This window comes from Aquirufa sp. (assembly GCF_964796385.1).
This window is the reverse complement of the sequence record NZ_CBAUBA010000014.1, coordinates 43592-60951: the sequence shown is the minus strand read 5'-3', so window position 1 is coordinate 60951 and position 17360 is coordinate 43592. Positions and strand designations below refer to the sequence as shown.

Genomic DNA, 17360 nt, shown 5'->3' with positions numbered 1-17360 from the left:
GAATGATTTGATCGTAGTTGCACGCATACCCATTTTCGTATAATCATATACGTTTACTTTCTGTAAGTCATTTCGGACGTTGGACGTGGTGGTCATGGCGCCCCAATTACAGTAGGAGCCGAGTATGGAATTGCCTAAAAATCCATCATGTGATTTATTGGTGAATGGGTAGATAATGGATGCGCTTATTTCGCCGCCAACTTTACATTTTTCACCTATGGTGGTATTGGGGCGAATTTTTGCGCCAATATTGGTTATGCACCCGGCTAATAAGGCAGCAGGTCCTTGGATAAGTGTCCCAATTTGTACATTAACATTTTGGCCAATATAAATGGGACCTAAACTTGCGTCTAGTATGCTTCCGTTTAGCATAGCACTCGGGTCTATGTAACAGTTTTCAGGTGTTATTAAGGTCGTTCCGGATTCCTTAAAGTCCGTTAACGAACGGTTATTGGGTTGAATTTCGTTTCGTAGCGCGTAGTCGTTGGCCTGTATAAAGTCTTCGGGGTGGGCGATGAAAATAGGCTGATTTACAAGCTTTTTTGTGGATAAAGTGCGTGGATTTATGGGGTTACTGGATCGATATGCCAGCCATTGATCCTCCCAAATTAGGCATGTGTTTGGTTCAAGCGCTGCCAACGCCTCAACGAATTCGAGCGTGGGTAAACAAGATCCAAGAATCCAACAGTCTATTGGTAGTTTCGTAGCAACAGCCTGCCACTTTGATTCGATGGTGCTGATGCCTAGCAAAAAGTCTTTCAGCTCACGTGTATACGTTAGCGGCAACAATTGCTGTACAATTAGAGGATCATTGATTAGTTGGCTCGTATTCCACATACCGCAAATTAAACGAAAAAAGCCTCGACCAAAAAATGGAAGAGGCTTTTCTTTATACTTTAAGAAGGATTAGTTCTTTGCGTAACGCTTGTTGAATTTGTCTACACGTCCAGTTGTGTCTAACAATACATTCTTTCCTGTGTAGAAAGGATGAGATTGAGATGAAACTTCTAGCTTGTAAACCGGGTATGTAGCACCTTCAAATTCAGTTGTTTCAGTTGTTTGCGCGCACGAGCGTGTTAAAAACTTATAATCAGCTGATAAATCGTGGAATACTACTTGCTTGTATTCTGGGTGTATGTCTTTTTTCATGGCTTTATACGTGACGATTCCCTGCCGTCTGTTTATTTGTTCTGTGAAAGACTCTTGGGAATTAGTCTTCTTTAATCGGGTTGCAAAATTATCATTTTTGATTTTAAAACCAAAATATTTTCATAAGTAAATTTTTGTAGTTTTTGGTTTTCATGGGAGTAAATAAAAAAGTAAAAAATATTTTTCTAGTACTTTTCTAAGATGCATCGGGCGTAATGATTTGACTAGCCAATAATTATATATGGTAATTTAAATATGGGTTATTTATTTTTGTTTTTCGCCAAAAAATAGTTTGCACGTGGAGGTGATTTTTTCTAATTTTACGTAGTGCCTAAGCAGTCAAAAATGATTCAGTTTTTGGCAAACCAAAAAGCAATAAAACAGAACCGCCAATAAGTCAAATTGAAGTAGTTCAATTGACTGATTTAAAGAGATTTTTTTTCTCAGGTGGAATTTTATTGCCTTAGTTTTGTTCATGGCAAATGAAGTATTTAATTTATATTATTATTTAAGAAACACATGTACGTAATTAAAAGAGACGGTCGTCGCGAATCTGTCAAGTTTGACAAAATCACAGCCAGAATTGAAAAGCTTTGCTATAGCTTGGATCCCTTTTTCGTTCAGCCTTTAGAGGTTGCGCGAAAGGTTATTTCAGGTTTGTATGACGGGGTTAAAACGACCGAATTGGATAATTTGGCAGCAGAAACGGCAGCGTCTCTGACAACAAAGCACCCAGATTATGCCATTCTAGCAGCACGTATTGCGATATCAAATCTGCACAAGAATACGTTAAAGTCGTTTTCTGCGACCATGAAACGTTTATTCACATACGTTGATCCTAAGACTGGGCAAAACGCAGCCTTGTTATCTAAAGAGATTTACGACATTATCAAGAAGAATGCAGTTGAGTTAGATGAAGCAATTATTTATGACCGCGATTTCGGATATGATTACTTCGGCTTCAAAACATTGGAGAAATCGTATCTTTTAAAACTGGAAGGTGCAATCGCTGAGCGCCCACAACACATGTTGATGCGTGTTGCCGTAGGTATTCACGGAAAAGACATTGCAGCTGCTATTGAGACCTATAATTTATTGTCGGAGCGCTGGTTTACTCACGCAACGCCAACCTTGTTTAATGCAGGTACTCCGAAGCCCCAAATGTCTTCATGTTTCTTGCTAACGGTGCAGGACGATTCCATCGAAGGAATCTACGATACCTTGAAGCAAACAGCCAAAATTTCTCAGTCTGCAGGAGGTATAGGATTAAGCATTCATAATATCCGTGCAACGGGCTCATACATCAAGGGAACCAACGGAACTTCCAATGGGATTATTCCTATGTTGCGTGTATTTAATGATACGGCACGTTATGTAGACCAAGGTGGTGGAAAGCGTAAAGGATCCTTCGCTATCTACTTGGAGCCATGGCATGCGGATGTATTCGAATTTTTGGAATTGAAAAAGAACCACGGAAAAGAAGAAATGCGTGCGCGTGATTTGTTCTACGCACTTTGGATTCCGGATTTATTTATGAAGCGTGTAGAGAGCAACGAAGAGTGGTCTCTTTTCTGTCCGCATGAGTGCCCAGGTTTATCTGACGTATACGGCGATGAGTTTGAGGCATTATATACTAAGTATGAATTAGAAGGCAAAGCGCGCTCTGTTGTGAAAGCGCAGGAGCTTTGGTTTAAAGTATTAGAGTCGCAAACGGAAACGGGTACTCCGTACATGTTGTACAAGGATCATGCGAACAATAAGTCTAATCAAAAGAATTTAGGAACCATCAAATCTTCGAACTTGTGTACGGAGATCATGGAATATACGTCAAAAGATGAGGTAGCGGTTTGTAATTTAGCTTCTTTAGCGTTACCGAAATTTATTCATACCACCGAAGAAGGCACACCAGCTTTTGATCATAAGCGACTTTATGAGGTAACAAAAGTAGCGACACGCAACTTGAATAAGGTGATTGATGTCAACTACTACCCGGTTCCAGAAGCGCGTAATTCAAACTTACGTCATCGCCCAATCGGTTTAGGGGTTCAAGGATTAGCAGACGTATTCATTATGTTACGTATGCCGTTTGAATCAGAGGAGGCGCAACAATTGAATAAAGATATTTTTGAAACAATCTATTACGCTGCGATGGAAACATCCATGGAATTGGCGAAAGTAGAAGGTCCATACTCAACTTGGGAGGGTTCTCCAATTTCAAAAGGTGTTTTCCAGTTTGATATGTGGAACGTAACACCAAGTTCAGGAAACTGGGATTGGGAAACATTGCGTCGTGATGTTGTGGAGCATGGGGTGCGTAACTCGTTGTTAGTAGCTCCGATGCCAACGGCCTCTACAAGTCAGATCCTGGGAAATAATGAGTGTTTCGAACCATATACATCTAACATCTATGCACGTCGTGTATTGTCTGGTGAATTTGCGATTGTTAATAAGCACTTGTTAAAAGATTTGATTAAGTTAAATCTTTGGAATGATTCAATGAAAAACAAATTGATTTCAGCAAACGGATCAGTTCAAAGTATCCCAGAAATTCCTCAAAATTTAAAAGAGCTTTATAAGACTGTTTGGGAGATTAAGCAAAAAACAATCTTGGAGATGGCTGCAGACCGCGGCGCTTATATCTGTCAATCGCAAAGTTTGAATATTCACATTCAGGATGTCAATTTTGGAAAATTAACTTCGATGCACTTCCACGCGTGGAAACTTGGCTTAAAGACTGGTATGTATTACTTACGTACCAAAGCAGCTGCGGATGCAATCAAGTTTACAATTGAAAAACAAGCTGAAGTTTCCATTGAGCAAACAAATGAAGTGAACGAAACCGAGTTGCAGTACGCGGCTCACGCGGCACAGGCTGCGGCTTCGTTCTCAACAGATGATGATCAAAATAAAGCTGATATGACCTGTTCATTAGATAATCCAGACGCTTGTGAAGCATGTGGATCATAAAAAAATCAAATGAATAAAATAGCAAAAATCACTTAGCGGCCTAGTTAAGTGATTTTTGTGTTTAACCACCTAACCATAATCATGGGGAATAAAACGATTCTTGTTTCAGCTTTTTTTGGCCTGATGATTCTCGGATTCGTTTTGAGGGTTTACCAAATTGGTTCCTACAGCCTTTTCGGCGACGAGAAACAAAGCATGATGATTGCCGTGGGGAATATAAATATCGGCGGGATGAGTGACTTGATGCAACCCGGAAAGACATTTACTCCAGCAGATTTTTGGGCACCTCGCGGGATAAAGGCATGGTTGGATGCAGATGCCCGTGGAGATGTCAGTGGAAATAGTCTCGTTCATGACCTGTTGCTTAAAATAGTGACATTTTTCTTCGGAAAAGGGGATGGAACCGTTCGAGGTATATCCGTCTTTTTTAACATGCTGACCGTCTGGCTCATGTTTTTTTGGTCAAGAAAAATCTATCCCAAAATCACTTGGCAGATTGCGCTGCTTGCTTTTGCGGTGATTGAGCCGTTTTTTGTGGTGTATAGCCAACAAGCCCGTAATTATGCAACTTCGATGTTTTTCGCGACGGCATCCAATTTCTTTTACTGGAAACTTATCCACCCGAAAAGTGAGCAAGGGATCAAATCTAAAGATTTAACGGGTTGGATATTGACGAGTATATTAGCACTCTTTTCTACCTATCTAACCGCGCTGGTTCTTGTTGGGCAAGGGATTTATGCGCTCCTGAATTTGCGTTCGAAGGAAATATGGACGCGCCTAAGTATAGGCGCAGTCGTAATTATCATTCCTTTTCTTGGCTGGATGACCTTAGGACCCGGGCGTTATTTTTTAGCTTATCAAGCGGATGCTGGAGCTCAGTATTTAGCTTACTTGAATGCCAACGGCCCGATTCCTGGTTGGATCGAAGCCGCTAATTTTAGTAATCTACTCAAGCGCACCGTAATGATATTGTCCGATCTGTTTTTTTGGACGAATGATTTATATGCCAAACAAGGTTACCGTTTCGGTGGAGTAGCTTTAGTTTTATTCGGTTATGGAATATATACCTGGCTAAAAGATTTCAATCCTGAGAAACGTCGCTTTTATATTTTTGGCTTGATTCAAATTTTGCTGCCTATTTGTGTATTGATTGCGACGGCCCTAAACGCGGGTACCACTACTGGGTACTTTATCCGGTATGCAGGGTTTGGTTTGCCCTTTGGTATTTTCATCTCGGTGGGTTTTATGGAATTTGTATTTCAAAAACCCATTTGGATTCGATTTATAGCAGGCTTGTTTGTTTTTATTCAAGCCTATTTTTTAATTTTTGCATTTCTACCACTTTATGAGGACAAACCTCAGAAATACACATCGTCCGTGGGGCGAATTGGGAATCCTTATATACGTATTGCTGATAAATTACATGCCCAATATGCGGAAGGAGATACGATACTTTATCCATCGAAAGTCACTAATTTTTTGAATTCGAAGCATTTGGCAGGAGGAGCTTACAATGTCGCAGATGCGCAATTAGTAAATTTGTATTTATCGCCTTCAGATAAATTTATCCAACGAATTGATACGCTGCGAAAAGATTCCGTAATTTTAAAGCGCAAAAATGGGACAGAAGTTCTGATTTTTGATTTTAAACAAGGTAAATACCGCTATTAATTTATGCCTAATTCGACACCCCAAGTTTCATTTGTTATTCCTGTCTACAACGAAGAAAGTAATCTTCCTATGTTGGCCGACCGGCTTGTGAAGATCATGGATCAATCAGCCATAAACTTGGAGGCGGTGTTAATCGATGATGGCAGTCGGGATAACTCCCGCACCATGTTACAGCAATTAGCCTTGAGTGATCCACGTTTCCATGTTGTTTTGTTGTCGCGTAATCATGGTCACCAACTGGCCCTTACGGCAGGTCTTTCGGTTGCACGGGGGTCTGAAGGTGTATTTGTATTGGATGGGGATTTGCAAGATCCACCTGAATTATTAGATACGTTTTATGCCAAATTTCAAGAGGGATATGATGTTGTTTATGCTGTGCGTGAGAAACGGAAAGAGGTGTTTTATAAGCGTTTTGCTTATTTTATTTTTTATCGAATTTTGAAGAAAATTGCCAACATAGATATTCCGTTGGACAGCGGTGATTTCTCATTTATGAGTCGGCGTGTGGTTAATGTGCTTAATAAAATGCCTGAGGAGAGCCGTTTCATCCGTGGGATGCGTACCTGGATTGGCTTTAAGCAAATTGGTATAGCTTACGACCGGCAAGAGCGGGCTTCTGGAGATTCCAAATATTCATTCAGTAAATTAGTACAGCTCGCTTTAAATGGCATCTATAATTTCAGTGAATTTCCAATCAAGTTTGTCACCTCTTTAGGAGGGTTCGCAATTGTTTCTTCGGTGATTTATTTGATTTTTGTTGTGGTGAAAAAAATGTTTTTTGATCAAGTTATTGAAGGTTTTACTGCTTTGCTTTTTGTAATTATCTTGTTTGGCGGAATTCAATTAATGGCAATTGGTGTACTTGGGGAGTATATTTTACGTATTTTCTTCCAGTCAAAGAGTCGGCCTAACTTCATTATCGAAAAAGAAATTTGTGCTGGAAAATACCTAGATGAATAAGATGGGGCTATCGGAATGGTGCTTACGCTTATTTTATGTGGATGCTGTCCTAGAGCTTTTGGCACCTTGGGTATTTCCTGAAGCTCGCTATGTGACCAAACCCTTATTGATGCTACTCTTAGCTGGGTTTGCGGGTTTAGAATCGAAAACTTTATTAGTTGTTCTATTGTTTGCTTGGTTGGGAGATGTTTTTTTACTTCTCCCGGGTGATAATCCCTTGTTTTTTCAGTTAGGTTTGGGAAGTTTTTTGATTATGCAATTTGCCTATATTCGCTTGTTTCATGTGCACACAAGTCAGTTTTGGCATTGGTCACTGGGTGCTATTATGGTCTACGTGGTAAGTTTGCTTTCTTTTTTATGGCCCCATTTGTCTGAGGCATTACGTTTTCCGGTACTAGTCTATGCGGTTGCACTTGGGGCGATGCTATATTTTGGAATTAAAATGGGGGATAAGGTAATCTTTTTTGGGGCCTTGTTTTTTGTAATTTCTGATAGTTTATTGGCTTTAGGCAAGTTTTATTATGCGATTCCGGGGAATTCATTCTGGGTGATGAGTACGTATATATTGGCGCAATTGTTACTTATTACTCGTTTACGTAAATTACAATCTGTTTTTTAATTTTAGATTTTTATGATCAAGGAGGAAGTAGCATCTGTATTAGCAGATTTATCTGAAAAATTACAAGGAAGCCTTTTTACGGATACCGTGATGCGGACCTTGTATGCTACGGATGCATCAGCCTATCGTGAAATGCCACTCGGTGTTGCGATACCTGAAACGCAGGCGGATCTTCAAACCTTGATTTCATTTGCTGATGCACATCAAATCTCCTTGATTCCCCGTACGGCCGGTACCTCATTAGCTGGCCAGGTTGTTGGTTCCGGTCTGGTAGTGGACGTTTCTAAATTTTTCAATCGCATTCTTGAAGTAAATAAGGAGGAATCCTATGTGTGGGTTGAGCCCGGTGTCGTACGTGATGTGTTGAATGTTGAGTTGAAAAAGCATGGTTTATTTTTCGGTCCAGAAACATCTACGGCTAATCGTGCGATGATCGGAGGGATGCTAGGAAATAATGCCTGTGGCTCAAATTCTGTGGTTTATGGGTCAACGCGCGACCATGTTTTGGCTGTTGAAGGTTATTTATCCGATGGAACTTTTGTGACATTTGAATCAGAAGATCCGTTTGAGACTTTAAAGCAGTTGCCAGCTGGGAGTCGCTTGCATACTATTTACACCCAAACATTAGCCGCTTTATCTGACCCAGAAAATCAAAAAAATATTCAGTCTGAATTCCCTAAGCCAAGTATTAAGCGTCGGAACACAGGATATGCAGTTGACATGTTGTTGAATTCCAATGCATTTATTGCTGGTAAACCAACGTTTAATTTTTGTAATTTATTAGCTGGCTCAGAGGGTACGCTCTGTTTTGCTACGCGTATTAAATTACACGTAGATCCGTTGCCTCCTGCACATTTGGGATTGGTTTGTGCGCATTTTAATACCATAGATGAAGCGCTTCGGGCAAATCTGATCGCATTGCAATTTAATCCATCAGCCTCTGAATTGATGGATCATTATATTTTAGAATGCACCAAAGCAAATGCTGCACAAAGTCAAAATCGCTTCTTTGTTGAAGGCGATCCAGGCGCGATTTTGGTGGTGGAGTTACGTGCAGAAGATGCGGAAAGTTTAGCCAAACAAGCGCAGGAAGTTGAGAAAGCGATGCGCGCAGCAGGCTTTGGGTATCATTTTCCTTATATAACGGGAGGTGATGTAAAGAAGGTTTGGGATTTGCGTAAGGCAGGTTTAGGCTTGCTTTCTAATCTTCCAGGTGACGAAAAAGCAGTTGCAGTGATTGAAGATACCGCGGTCGATGTAAATGATTTACCTGCATTTATCGCCGAATTTAATGAGATTTTAACGGCCAATAATTTATACTGTGTGCACTATGCACATGCAGGTTCAGGCGAATTACACTTGCGCCCGATTATTAATTTAAAGACAGAAGAAGGCCACAAACAGTTTCGCCATATTGCTGAAGAGATTGCGCGTTTGGTTAAAAAATATCAAGGTTCGCTTTCAGGTGAACATGGAGATGGCCGTTTACGTGGAGAATTTATTCCGTGGATGGTGGGTGAGGCCAACTACCAATTAATGCGGGATTTAAAATCTTGGTGGGATCCCAAGGGTATTTTCAATCCCAATAAGATCGTGGATACCCCGCCGATGGATACATTTTTGCGGTATGAGGCGGGCCAACAAACTCCCGAGTTTAACACTGCTTTCCGCTATGAAGGGCAAGATATCTTGCAGCACGCTGAACAATGTAATGGTTCGGGGGATTGCCGGAAAACGCCTATCTCAGGGGGAACCATGTGCCCTTCATTCATGGCTACCCGCAATGAAAAAGAAACGACGCGCGCACGTGCCAATATCTTGCGTGAGTTTTTGACTCGCTCTACGCAGCCAAATCGCTTTAATCATAAAGAGATTAAAGAAGTAATGGATTTATGTTTGGCTTGTAAGGGATGTAAGTCCGAATGTCCTTCCAATGTCGATGTGGCCAAGCTGAAAATGGAGTTTTTATATCAATACCAAAAAGAAAATGGTACGCCTTTGCGCAGCTGGCTAGTTGGCCATTTCGCAACCATTTCTTCCCTAGCTTCGTATGTTCCTGCACTATATAACGCGGTTATGGGTACGCCGTTTTTGCGTCGTATATCGAACCAACTAGTCGGCTTCCATCCTGACCGCACGATGCCTTGGCTTGCGAAGCAATCACTTCGCTCTTGGTTGAAAGGGCGAAAATCGATTGATTCTATGAAGGCCGTTTATTTGTTTGTGGATGAGTTCACCAACTATAACGATGCTGAGGTAGGGCGGAAAGCCGTTTTATTGCTAGAAGCTTTAGGATACGAAGTTCGCACGATGGCGCATCCGATTTCGGGTCGATCGTTCTTGTCGAAAGGCATGCTAGATGAGGCACGTAAATTAGCTCAGGCGAATGTGGAATTATGGGCAGAGCTTGTAACAGAAGACATTCCGTTAGTAGGAATTGAGCCATCAGCCATTTTAACCTTCCGAGATGAATATCCGGATTTAGTTTCCGATGCTTGGCTAACAAAAGCCCAAGATTTAAGTAAAAATGTACTTTTATTAGAGGAGTTTATTGCACGTGAAGCAGATGCAAAGCGGATTGATAAATCGTTATTTAAAGCAGATAAACGCTTGTTGAAGTTGCATGGACATTGCCAACAAAAATCCATGAGCTCCTTAGTGTCCGCTAAAAAAGCCTTGTCATTACCGGTAAATTTTGAGGTTCAATTAATCCCTTCGGGATGTTGTGGAATGGCAGGTTCGTTTGGATATGAGAAAGAGCATTATGATTTGTCGATGCAAATTGGGGAATTAGTATTGTTCCCAACGGTGCGTGCGCAAGGGCCAGAGGTTGAAATTGTGGCGTCTGGGACAAGTTGCCGTCATCAAATTCACGACGGTACGCAACGCCACGCGAAGCATACCGCCGAGATATTATTTGAGGCACTGGCTTAAAAACGCCAGCGAACAAAAGCCTCCATGGCCTCGTATTCGGCGAGGCCTAATTTATTATACAGTTCTGCGGTGCCCCGGTTACGTTCTTCGGCACGTTGCCAAAATTCGCGTGAATCTTCCCCTTGGAAAACCACTCCATCTTTTTGGGATTGATGTTTGAAAATGCCCATACGTTTTTTGAACACCTGATCTGGCGACATAGGTACGGCCATTTCAATTTGGTCGATATCCCATTCTGCCCAGGCTCCTTTGTATAACCAAACCCAACAATTTTTCATGTATTCCCTGTGTTTCAAGCGCGTAATCGCCTCGAAAATAGCGTCTAGGCACACTTTGTGCGTTCCATGTGGGTCTGCCAAATCGCCTGCGGCGTAGATTTGGTGTGGCTGAATCTCCTCGATGATGTCCATGATTAATTGAATATCCGGTTCTGTTAAAGGCTTTTTACGGATAGTCCCGGTTTCGTAGAATGGCATATTTAAGAAATGTGCATTCTCTCTTTTTATGCCTACGAAGCGACACGTATTTTTTGCTTCACCTTGACGAATGAGTCCTTTGATCTTGCGAACGGATTCAATGTCTACTTCGGAGTCACGTTTTCCTTTGAGAAACTTAACGGATTCCTTGTAGATCTTATTTGTCTTGGCATTTCTGCTTTCAAATTTTTCGTTGAAATCTATCACAAATTCAGCAAATCGGAGCGCTTCATCATCCGCCACCGCGATGTTTCCCGATGTCTGATAAACGACATGCACATCGTGGCCTTGGTCGTGTAAGCGCTGAAAAGTTCCCCCCATGGAGATGATGTCATCGTCCGGATGGGGGCTAAAAATAATGACTTTTTTACGCGCAGGAAAGGCTCGTTCCGGCCGATGGGTATCGTCGGCATTGGGTTTGCCACCGGGCCAACCAGTTATTGTATGCTGTAAGTAATTGAATACTTCAATATTGATTTCGTGTGACTGTCCGTAAAGGGATAGTAATTCTGACATTCCCTGCTCATTATAATCCTTTGTGGTTAGTTTAAGAACGGGTTTGTTCAACGTTAACGATAAGTGTGTTACGGCTTTTTTAATCATGTTGCGATCCCAAGTAACAGAATCAACGACCCATGGTGTTTTAATTCGTGTCAATAAAGAGGCAGCCGTTTCGTCTAAAATGAAGGTTGTATTTGGATGTTGTTGTAAATAGGAAGCGGGAATTTCGGAGGTAACAGGTCCTTCAACAGCCCGAGCAACGCTTTCCGCTTTATGCTCTCCCCATGCGAGCAAAACGATACGTTTGGCATGCATGATTTTGTCGATTCCAAGCGTGATAGCTTTTTTGGGTACTTTTTCTAATCCACCAAAGTCAATCGCGGCATCGATTTTCGTTAGGATGTCGAGCGTCATTAAACGTGTTTTAGAGGTAATAATGGAGCCTGGTTCATTGAAACCAATGTGTCCGTTGCGTCCAATACCTAATAAATAGAAATCAAACCCGCCTAGTTTCTCGATTTTCTCCTCGTAGTCTCTACAAAACTCTGGAATTTTATCGTAGGCAAGAGTCCCATCAGGAATATGGTAATTTGTTACCGGTATATCCACTTGATCAAATAATTGCTCTTTCATGAAGCGCGTATAACTTTGCACGGAATCCGGCTCCATCGGATAGTATTCATCCAAATTAAAGGTGTAAACGTTCTTGAAACTTAAACCTTCTTCTTTATGGAGACGAATTAATTCCTGATAGACTTTCTTAGGAGAAGATCCAGTGGCCAATCCCAGTACAGTAGGTTTTTTCTCCTGATTCTGCTGTCTAATCAGTGCGCCGATTTCATGTGCAACCGCCTTAGATGCTTTTTCTGAATCGTCGAAAATGTGGGTGGGTACCCGTTCGAAACTAATGGCTTGTTCCATAATTTATTGATTTACAATAGTTTTGGCCGAGACAACGATGAAATCGAGTTCGAGTATGTTAAATATGCGTAAAATAGTTTTGATGGCTGGATTCCCTTTTCCAAGTTCAATTGAATGAATCGTTTTGATTGCTACACCACTTTTTTCACTTAACTCCTCCTGGCGTAAGTTGAGGTTATTTCTTTTTTCACGTATAATTTTTCCAAAAATTTTCAAGTCCATGCGTTGGTCTAGTTGCTTATTGGAACAAATTACAAAAAAAACTTATTTAAAAAACATAATGGAATTATATTACCGATTATTCTATAAAAATCCTTAATACAACAATTTTGTATTTTTGGCGTTATCTTTGTTCCTTATATTTAATTTCATGAATTTTCGAATACTCTCCGTTTTTATTTTTTTACTCGTTGCTTTCTCCTCGTTTGCCCAAAAGGCAACGCTGAGTGGGTATATTAAAGATGCCTCGAGTGGCGAAGGTATCATCGGAGCGAGCATTTACATCAAGGAATTAAAGACTGGTAATGTGACTAACACATACGGTTTCTTTAGTTTGTCGGTGCAGCCGGGTGATTTTACCTTAGTTTTTTCTTCGTCTGGGTATGTGAAGGAAGAGCGAAAAGTTACTTTTTCCTCCAAGAATCAAACCTTAAATATCGAATTAGTTCCTGCTTCGAATGAATTGGCTGAGGTTAGGGTTTTAGCCAATTCTTTAGACGAGAATGTCAAGGGTATTGAAATGTCAGTAAACAAAATTGACATAAAGACCATTCGGAAGATTCCTGCTTTGTTGGGCGAGGTTGACTTAGTTCGTGCGATTCAATTATTGCCAGGCGTTTCAACTGTTGGCGAAGGCGCATCAGGTTTCAATGTCCGTGGTGGTGGGGTGGATCAAAACTTAGTTTTACTCGATGATGCTCCCGTATATAATTCATCTCATTTGTTTGGTTTTTTCTCCGTATTTAATCCAGATGCAGTTAAGGATGTGAAGTTATTCAAAGGCGGCATTCCATCTCAATACGGTGGTCGTGTATCATCTATTCTTGATGTTAAAATGAAGGAGGGTAATGCCAAAAAACTTGAGGTTAACGGTGGAATTGGGGTTATTTTTTCTCGAATTTCAATTGAGGCACCCTTGATTAAAGATAAGGCTTCATTTATTGTGGCTGCGAGACGTTCCTACATTGATGTTTTGGCTAAACCGTTTTTAACGGGGAACAATGCAGATGCGGCGTTTAATTTTTATGATTTAACCGCCAAAGTGAATTACAACATCAATTCAAAGAATACGGTATTCTTATCGGGTTATTTCGGAAGGGATGTTTTTGGAACGGGCTTTGGATTCAATTGGGGTAATAGCACAATTTCGGCGCGTTGGAACCACGTCTTCTCGAATAAGTTGTTCTTAAATGCAACTGCTTTTTACAGTAATTATGATTATTTATTGGATTCTGATTTAAAAAATAAGCGTCCAACGGATGCCTTTCGTTGGACATCGAATATTGAAAACTTAAGTTTCAAACCTGACTTCACGTATTACCTAACGCCAGATAATACCTTAACGTTTGGGGCACAGGTTTTGACATATCAATTTTCTCCAGGCAAAGCGGTTGCTTCATCGAATGGGGATAGACGTGAGTTTGGTCAGTCAAATAAAAGTGGTGTGGAATTATCTGCTTATGTTGGTGATGAATGGAGATTAAGTCCTCGCCTTTCCGTTCAATACGGCATTCGCTATTCAAATTATGATTACCGAAGCGATGATGGCGTATATTATGAGCGAATTTCAGTGCCTGCTAGTATTGAGAATCCGACTTCATTTACGTTGAAGCCTATTCAGATTGCGCCAACTGCCTCAGTGGCGAATTATGGAAATTGGGAGCCTCGTTTTGCGATGAACTTGAAAGTGGGGGAGAATTCTTCTTTCAAGGCCTCCTATAATCGCTTGGCGCAATATGTGCATTTAATGTCTAACACAGCTGCATCTACACCTTTGGATGTTTGGACTTCGTCTACAAATAACATCAAACCTCAAATTGCGGATCAGGTTGCGTTAGGCTTGTTCAAGAATTTAGGCGAAAGTGGCAATGATTATGAGACATCTGTTGAGGTATATTATAAGGAAATGCAGAATCAGATTGATTATGCAGATCGTGCGAATTTGTTTTTGAATCCCTTGTTTGAAAAGGATTTGCTTTTTGGCAAAGGTCGCGCCTATGGAGCCGAATTTTATGTGAAAAAGAATGTGGGTAAGCTAACGGGTTGGGTCAGTTATACGTTGGCCAGATCAGAGCGTTTAATTGAAGGATTGAACAACGATAAATGGTATGTAAATCGCTATGACCGTACGCATACATTGAATATTGTAGGACAATATACGTTGTCGGCCAAATGGTCATTTGGTGCCAATTTTGCCTATATAACGGGCGTTCCTTATTCAATTCCTTCTCAGAAATACATATTCGAGGGAATTGCTTATCCGCAAACGCTTCCGGGAACACGCGGAAATATTCGGGTTCCAGATTACCATCGATTGGATTTTTCAGCGACTAAGAAAAACAAGAAAGCCTTATTTGGTAAGGGTTCTTCTGAGTGGGTTTTTTCTGTGTATAATGTGTACAACAAACGAAATCCTTTTTCAATTTATACGCAGCCTAACGAAACGAATACCATGAAAACAGAGGCTGTTCAATTATCTATCATTGGTTCGTTTGTTCCGGCTGTCACCTATAATTTTACGTTTTAAGATGCGCTATCTCATTCTATTGCTATCCCTATTTTTATTCTCTTGCGAGGATATTGTGACTTTAGAAAGTCCTCAATCTGATCGTTTTTTGGTTGTGGAGTCGACCCTGACCAATCTTCCAGGCACGCAGAAAATTACATTAACACGCTCACAAGATTTTTTCGATAATGGACCTGCTCAAGCCATCAGAGCTGCTGAGGTCATTGTGAAAGATGATTCGGCGAATGAATACCGTTTTGTGGAAAGCACGCAAACTCCAGGTCTTTACGTTTGGGCCCCTGCTGATTCAACTAGACGATTAGGCCAAGTGGGTCGGACGTATCAGTTGACAGTCAAAACAGGAAGCGATACATTTATTGCGTCGGCTAAAATGAATCCCGTACCGCCCATTGATTCAATTGCGTACAAGAAAGCCACTGCAAATCCGGGTCAAACGGGCGAAGGAAAGCCTAAAGAGGGTTTTGAGGCTCGTTTTTTTGGAAATGATTTGAAAGGTGAGGGTAATTGTTACCGCTTGAAGTTCTATAAAAATGGTAAACTCTTTAATGCTACTTCTGATTTATTGGTTTTTTATGACTCAGCTTTGCAAAAAGTTAGTGGTACTGATGGTTTAATGTTTAATCTTCCGATTCGTCGGGCCATTAATCCGGAATTGTACGTGGCCAACGACAAACTTAAATTAGAGTTGTATTCTATTTCGTTAGATCAATTCAGTTTTTACTCCCAGGCACGTTTGGAATTAAATAATGCGGGGCTTTTTGCACGTCCTGCAGCGAATATACCCACGAATTTTGTGAACACGAATAAAAACTCAAATCTACAGGGTTCTGGTTGGTTTGGAGCTTCAGCTGTCTCTACGTTGGTAACGGTCATTGACCCAACTAAGGCGAGAAAAGATTTGCCTTAGTTATTCAAAGTTGATGATTAGACCTACCGAATGGGTCTTCAGGTTATTCACATTCATATACCATGGTGTTCCCGCTCTTCCTGGAGCAGAATACATATTGACCAACCCATGTGAAAAGCGTATCTCTGGCGTAAACTTAAAAAACTGAAAGAATTGCTCAAGACCAATTCCGTATTCAAGGGATAGGTCAGCTATGTTTGTTGTCAATGCAGAGCTTTTTTTCTTAACATTTGCCTCAATACCAAATTTTAGTCCTCCTGTCATGTAAACACGGTGATTTTTTCGTCGGATTGAGCGGTATTTGATGAGTGCGGGGATTTCCAACCATGTTGATTCACGAGTTAAAACTTCTGGAACGGTGCCGCCCGCATCTAAACTTAACTGCCGATCATACAAGGCAATATTGACCCCTGATTTTACCTCCCAATGTGGGCTTAATGCATAATTTGCAAGACCGCCAATTTGAAATCCGAAATTTCGAGGGGAATACAGGTAGGTTCCAGTGGGTAATTCTGCTCGGGTACTTAGATTAAAATTCGAAGAGGCAAAGCCAAATAAAAACCCAAAATGCAGTGGTTTTTCATCATAAAATTCATGAAAAACGCGCGTGTATTTTTTCTGTTGCGCTAAGCCAGCAAACATACTTAAACTAAAAATTAGGCTAAAAATAAGCTTATGCCGCTTCAATTTTTGGAGTTTTGATTGGTTTATCTTTGGGGGCTTTTCTGCCCAAATAAATGGAGCAAATACCACCGGTCATGGGAATCCAATTGGTCTTGATGAAGCCAACTTTTTCATAAATGGATATAAAATTTGGTCCATCTGGAAATGCTTCAACGGATTCAGGCAAATAGGTATACGCTGCTGGATCTTTTGAAATAAGCTTGCCTAAAAGCGGTAAACAGTAATTTGAATAGAACGAATATAATTGCTTCATCGGAAAGCTGCGTGGATTTGAAAATTCCAAAATCACACAATATCCATCCGATTTTAAAACGCGCAACATATCTGTCAGGCCCTTTTCTAAGTTTTCATAATTACGCACACCAAAACTAACGATGATGGCATCGAAACTATTGTCTGAAAAGGGTAGTTTTTCAGAGTCTCCCATCTGTAAGGTTATCTTATCTTCTAGGCCAAGTTTTTTGATTTTCTCTTTCCCGAATGCGAGCATACCGGCAGAGATGTCTACGCCCACAATCTTATCGGGGTTTATTTTGAGTGCTTCGATCGCGAAATCTCCAGTTCCGGTCGCGATGTCAAGTACACTTTTGATGCCTTTGTCTTTCAGTAATTTGATAGCCTTTTTGCGCCAAATAATATCAATTCCACCACTAAGTAAATGATTCAGAAAATCGTATTTAGGGGAAATTGAATTGAACATGTCGGCAACTTGCTCTTTTTTGCCCTTGTTCTGGTTTTTATAAGGTACGACCATAAAGTGTGTTGATTTACCAATTACTAACCGATTCGGGCCGTAATTGTTCAGGCAAAAATACCAATTTTATT

The 17360-nt window shown here is 40.8% G+C and carries 13 protein-coding genes; 7 read left to right on the top strand and 6 right to left on the bottom strand.

What is annotated here, in order from left to right; all coding sequences use genetic code 11:
* Both AC1W6K_RS06285 and AC1W6K_RS06280 read right to left on the bottom strand, forming a co-directional pair.
* The coding region (locus AC1W6K_RS06285; protein WP_481946840.1) for a hypothetical protein at positions 1 to 837 on the bottom strand (837 nt) is incomplete at its 3' end.
* A gap of 69 nt (positions 838 to 906) precedes the next feature.
* Complete coding sequence (locus AC1W6K_RS06280; protein ID WP_481720123.1) at positions 907 to 1149, bottom strand: type B 50S ribosomal protein L31; 243 nt, start codon at positions 1147 to 1149, stop codon at positions 907 to 909.
* Positions 1150 to 1668: 519 nt separating this feature from the next.
* Here AC1W6K_RS06280 and AC1W6K_RS06275 point away from each other — a divergent pair.
* From AC1W6K_RS06275 to AC1W6K_RS06255, 5 genes are all read left to right on the top strand, one after another.
* Positions 1669 to 4116 carry a ribonucleoside-diphosphate reductase subunit alpha gene (locus tag AC1W6K_RS06275; RefSeq protein WP_481720125.1) on the top strand — a complete coding sequence of 816 codons (2448 nt, stop codon included), beginning with the start codon at positions 1669 to 1671 and terminating at the stop codon, positions 4114 to 4116.
* Positions 4117 to 4197: 81 nt separating this feature from the next.
* Complete coding sequence (locus AC1W6K_RS06270; RefSeq protein ID WP_481946839.1) at positions 4198 to 5787, top strand: glycosyltransferase family 39 protein; 1590 nt, start codon at positions 4198 to 4200, stop codon at positions 5785 to 5787.
* 3 nt (positions 5788 to 5790) lie between these two features.
* Positions 5791 to 6747 (top strand): glycosyltransferase family 2 protein, encoded by a 957-nt coding sequence (locus AC1W6K_RS06265; RefSeq protein ID WP_481946838.1) that lies wholly within the window; start codon positions 5791 to 5793, stop codon positions 6745 to 6747.
* The gene (locus AC1W6K_RS06260; protein ID WP_481946837.1) at positions 6740 to 7366 is read left to right on the top strand and encodes a lysoplasmalogenase; all 627 of its coding nucleotides are present in this window, start codon (positions 6740 to 6742) and stop codon (positions 7364 to 7366) included. Before AC1W6K_RS06265 ends, AC1W6K_RS06260 begins: the two co-directional genes overlap by 8 nt.
* Before the next feature lie 12 nt (positions 7367 to 7378).
* Positions 7379 to 10300 carry an FAD-binding and (Fe-S)-binding domain-containing protein gene (locus AC1W6K_RS06255; protein WP_481946836.1) on the top strand — a complete coding sequence of 974 codons (2922 nt, stop codon included), beginning with the start codon at positions 7379 to 7381 and terminating at the stop codon, positions 10298 to 10300.
* Here the strand turns inward: AC1W6K_RS06255 and nagB are convergent.
* Entirely contained in the window at positions 10297 to 12198 is a 1902-nt protein-coding gene (nagB, locus tag AC1W6K_RS06250; protein ID WP_481946835.1) for a glucosamine-6-phosphate deaminase, read from the bottom strand. The genes AC1W6K_RS06255 and nagB overlap by 4 nt on opposite strands.
* Positions 12199 to 12201: 3 nt before the next feature.
* Positions 12202 to 12420: a helix-turn-helix domain-containing protein gene (locus AC1W6K_RS06245; RefSeq protein WP_481720137.1), complete on the bottom strand. Its 219-nt coding sequence runs from the start codon at positions 12418 to 12420 to the stop codon at positions 12202 to 12204.
* 148 nt (positions 12421 to 12568) lie between these two features.
* Between AC1W6K_RS06245 and AC1W6K_RS06240 the strand changes: the two genes are divergently transcribed.
* The gene (locus AC1W6K_RS06240; protein ID WP_481946834.1) at positions 12569 to 14944 is read left to right on the top strand and encodes a TonB-dependent receptor; all 2376 of its coding nucleotides are present in this window, start codon (positions 12569 to 12571) and stop codon (positions 14942 to 14944) included.
* Between the two features lies 1 nt (position 14945).
* Positions 14946 to 15851, top strand: coding sequence for a DUF4249 domain-containing protein (locus tag AC1W6K_RS06235; RefSeq protein ID WP_481946833.1), 906 nt, complete (start codon positions 14946 to 14948; stop codon positions 15849 to 15851).
* Here AC1W6K_RS06235 and porT read toward each other — a convergent pair whose 3' ends face one another.
* Both porT and ubiE read right to left on the bottom strand, forming a co-directional pair.
* Positions 15852 to 16604: a type IX secretion/gliding motility protein PorT/SprT gene (gene porT, locus AC1W6K_RS06230; protein WP_481946832.1), complete on the bottom strand. Its 753-nt coding sequence runs from the start codon at positions 16602 to 16604 to the stop codon at positions 15852 to 15854.
* The gene (ubiE, locus tag AC1W6K_RS06225; RefSeq protein WP_481946831.1) at positions 16525 to 17289 is read right to left on the bottom strand and encodes a bifunctional demethylmenaquinone methyltransferase/2-methoxy-6-polyprenyl-1,4-benzoquinol methylase UbiE; all 765 of its coding nucleotides are present in this window, start codon (positions 17287 to 17289) and stop codon (positions 16525 to 16527) included. Before ubiE ends, porT begins: the two co-directional genes overlap by 80 nt.
* Between the last annotated feature and the right edge of the window lie 71 nt (positions 17290 to 17360).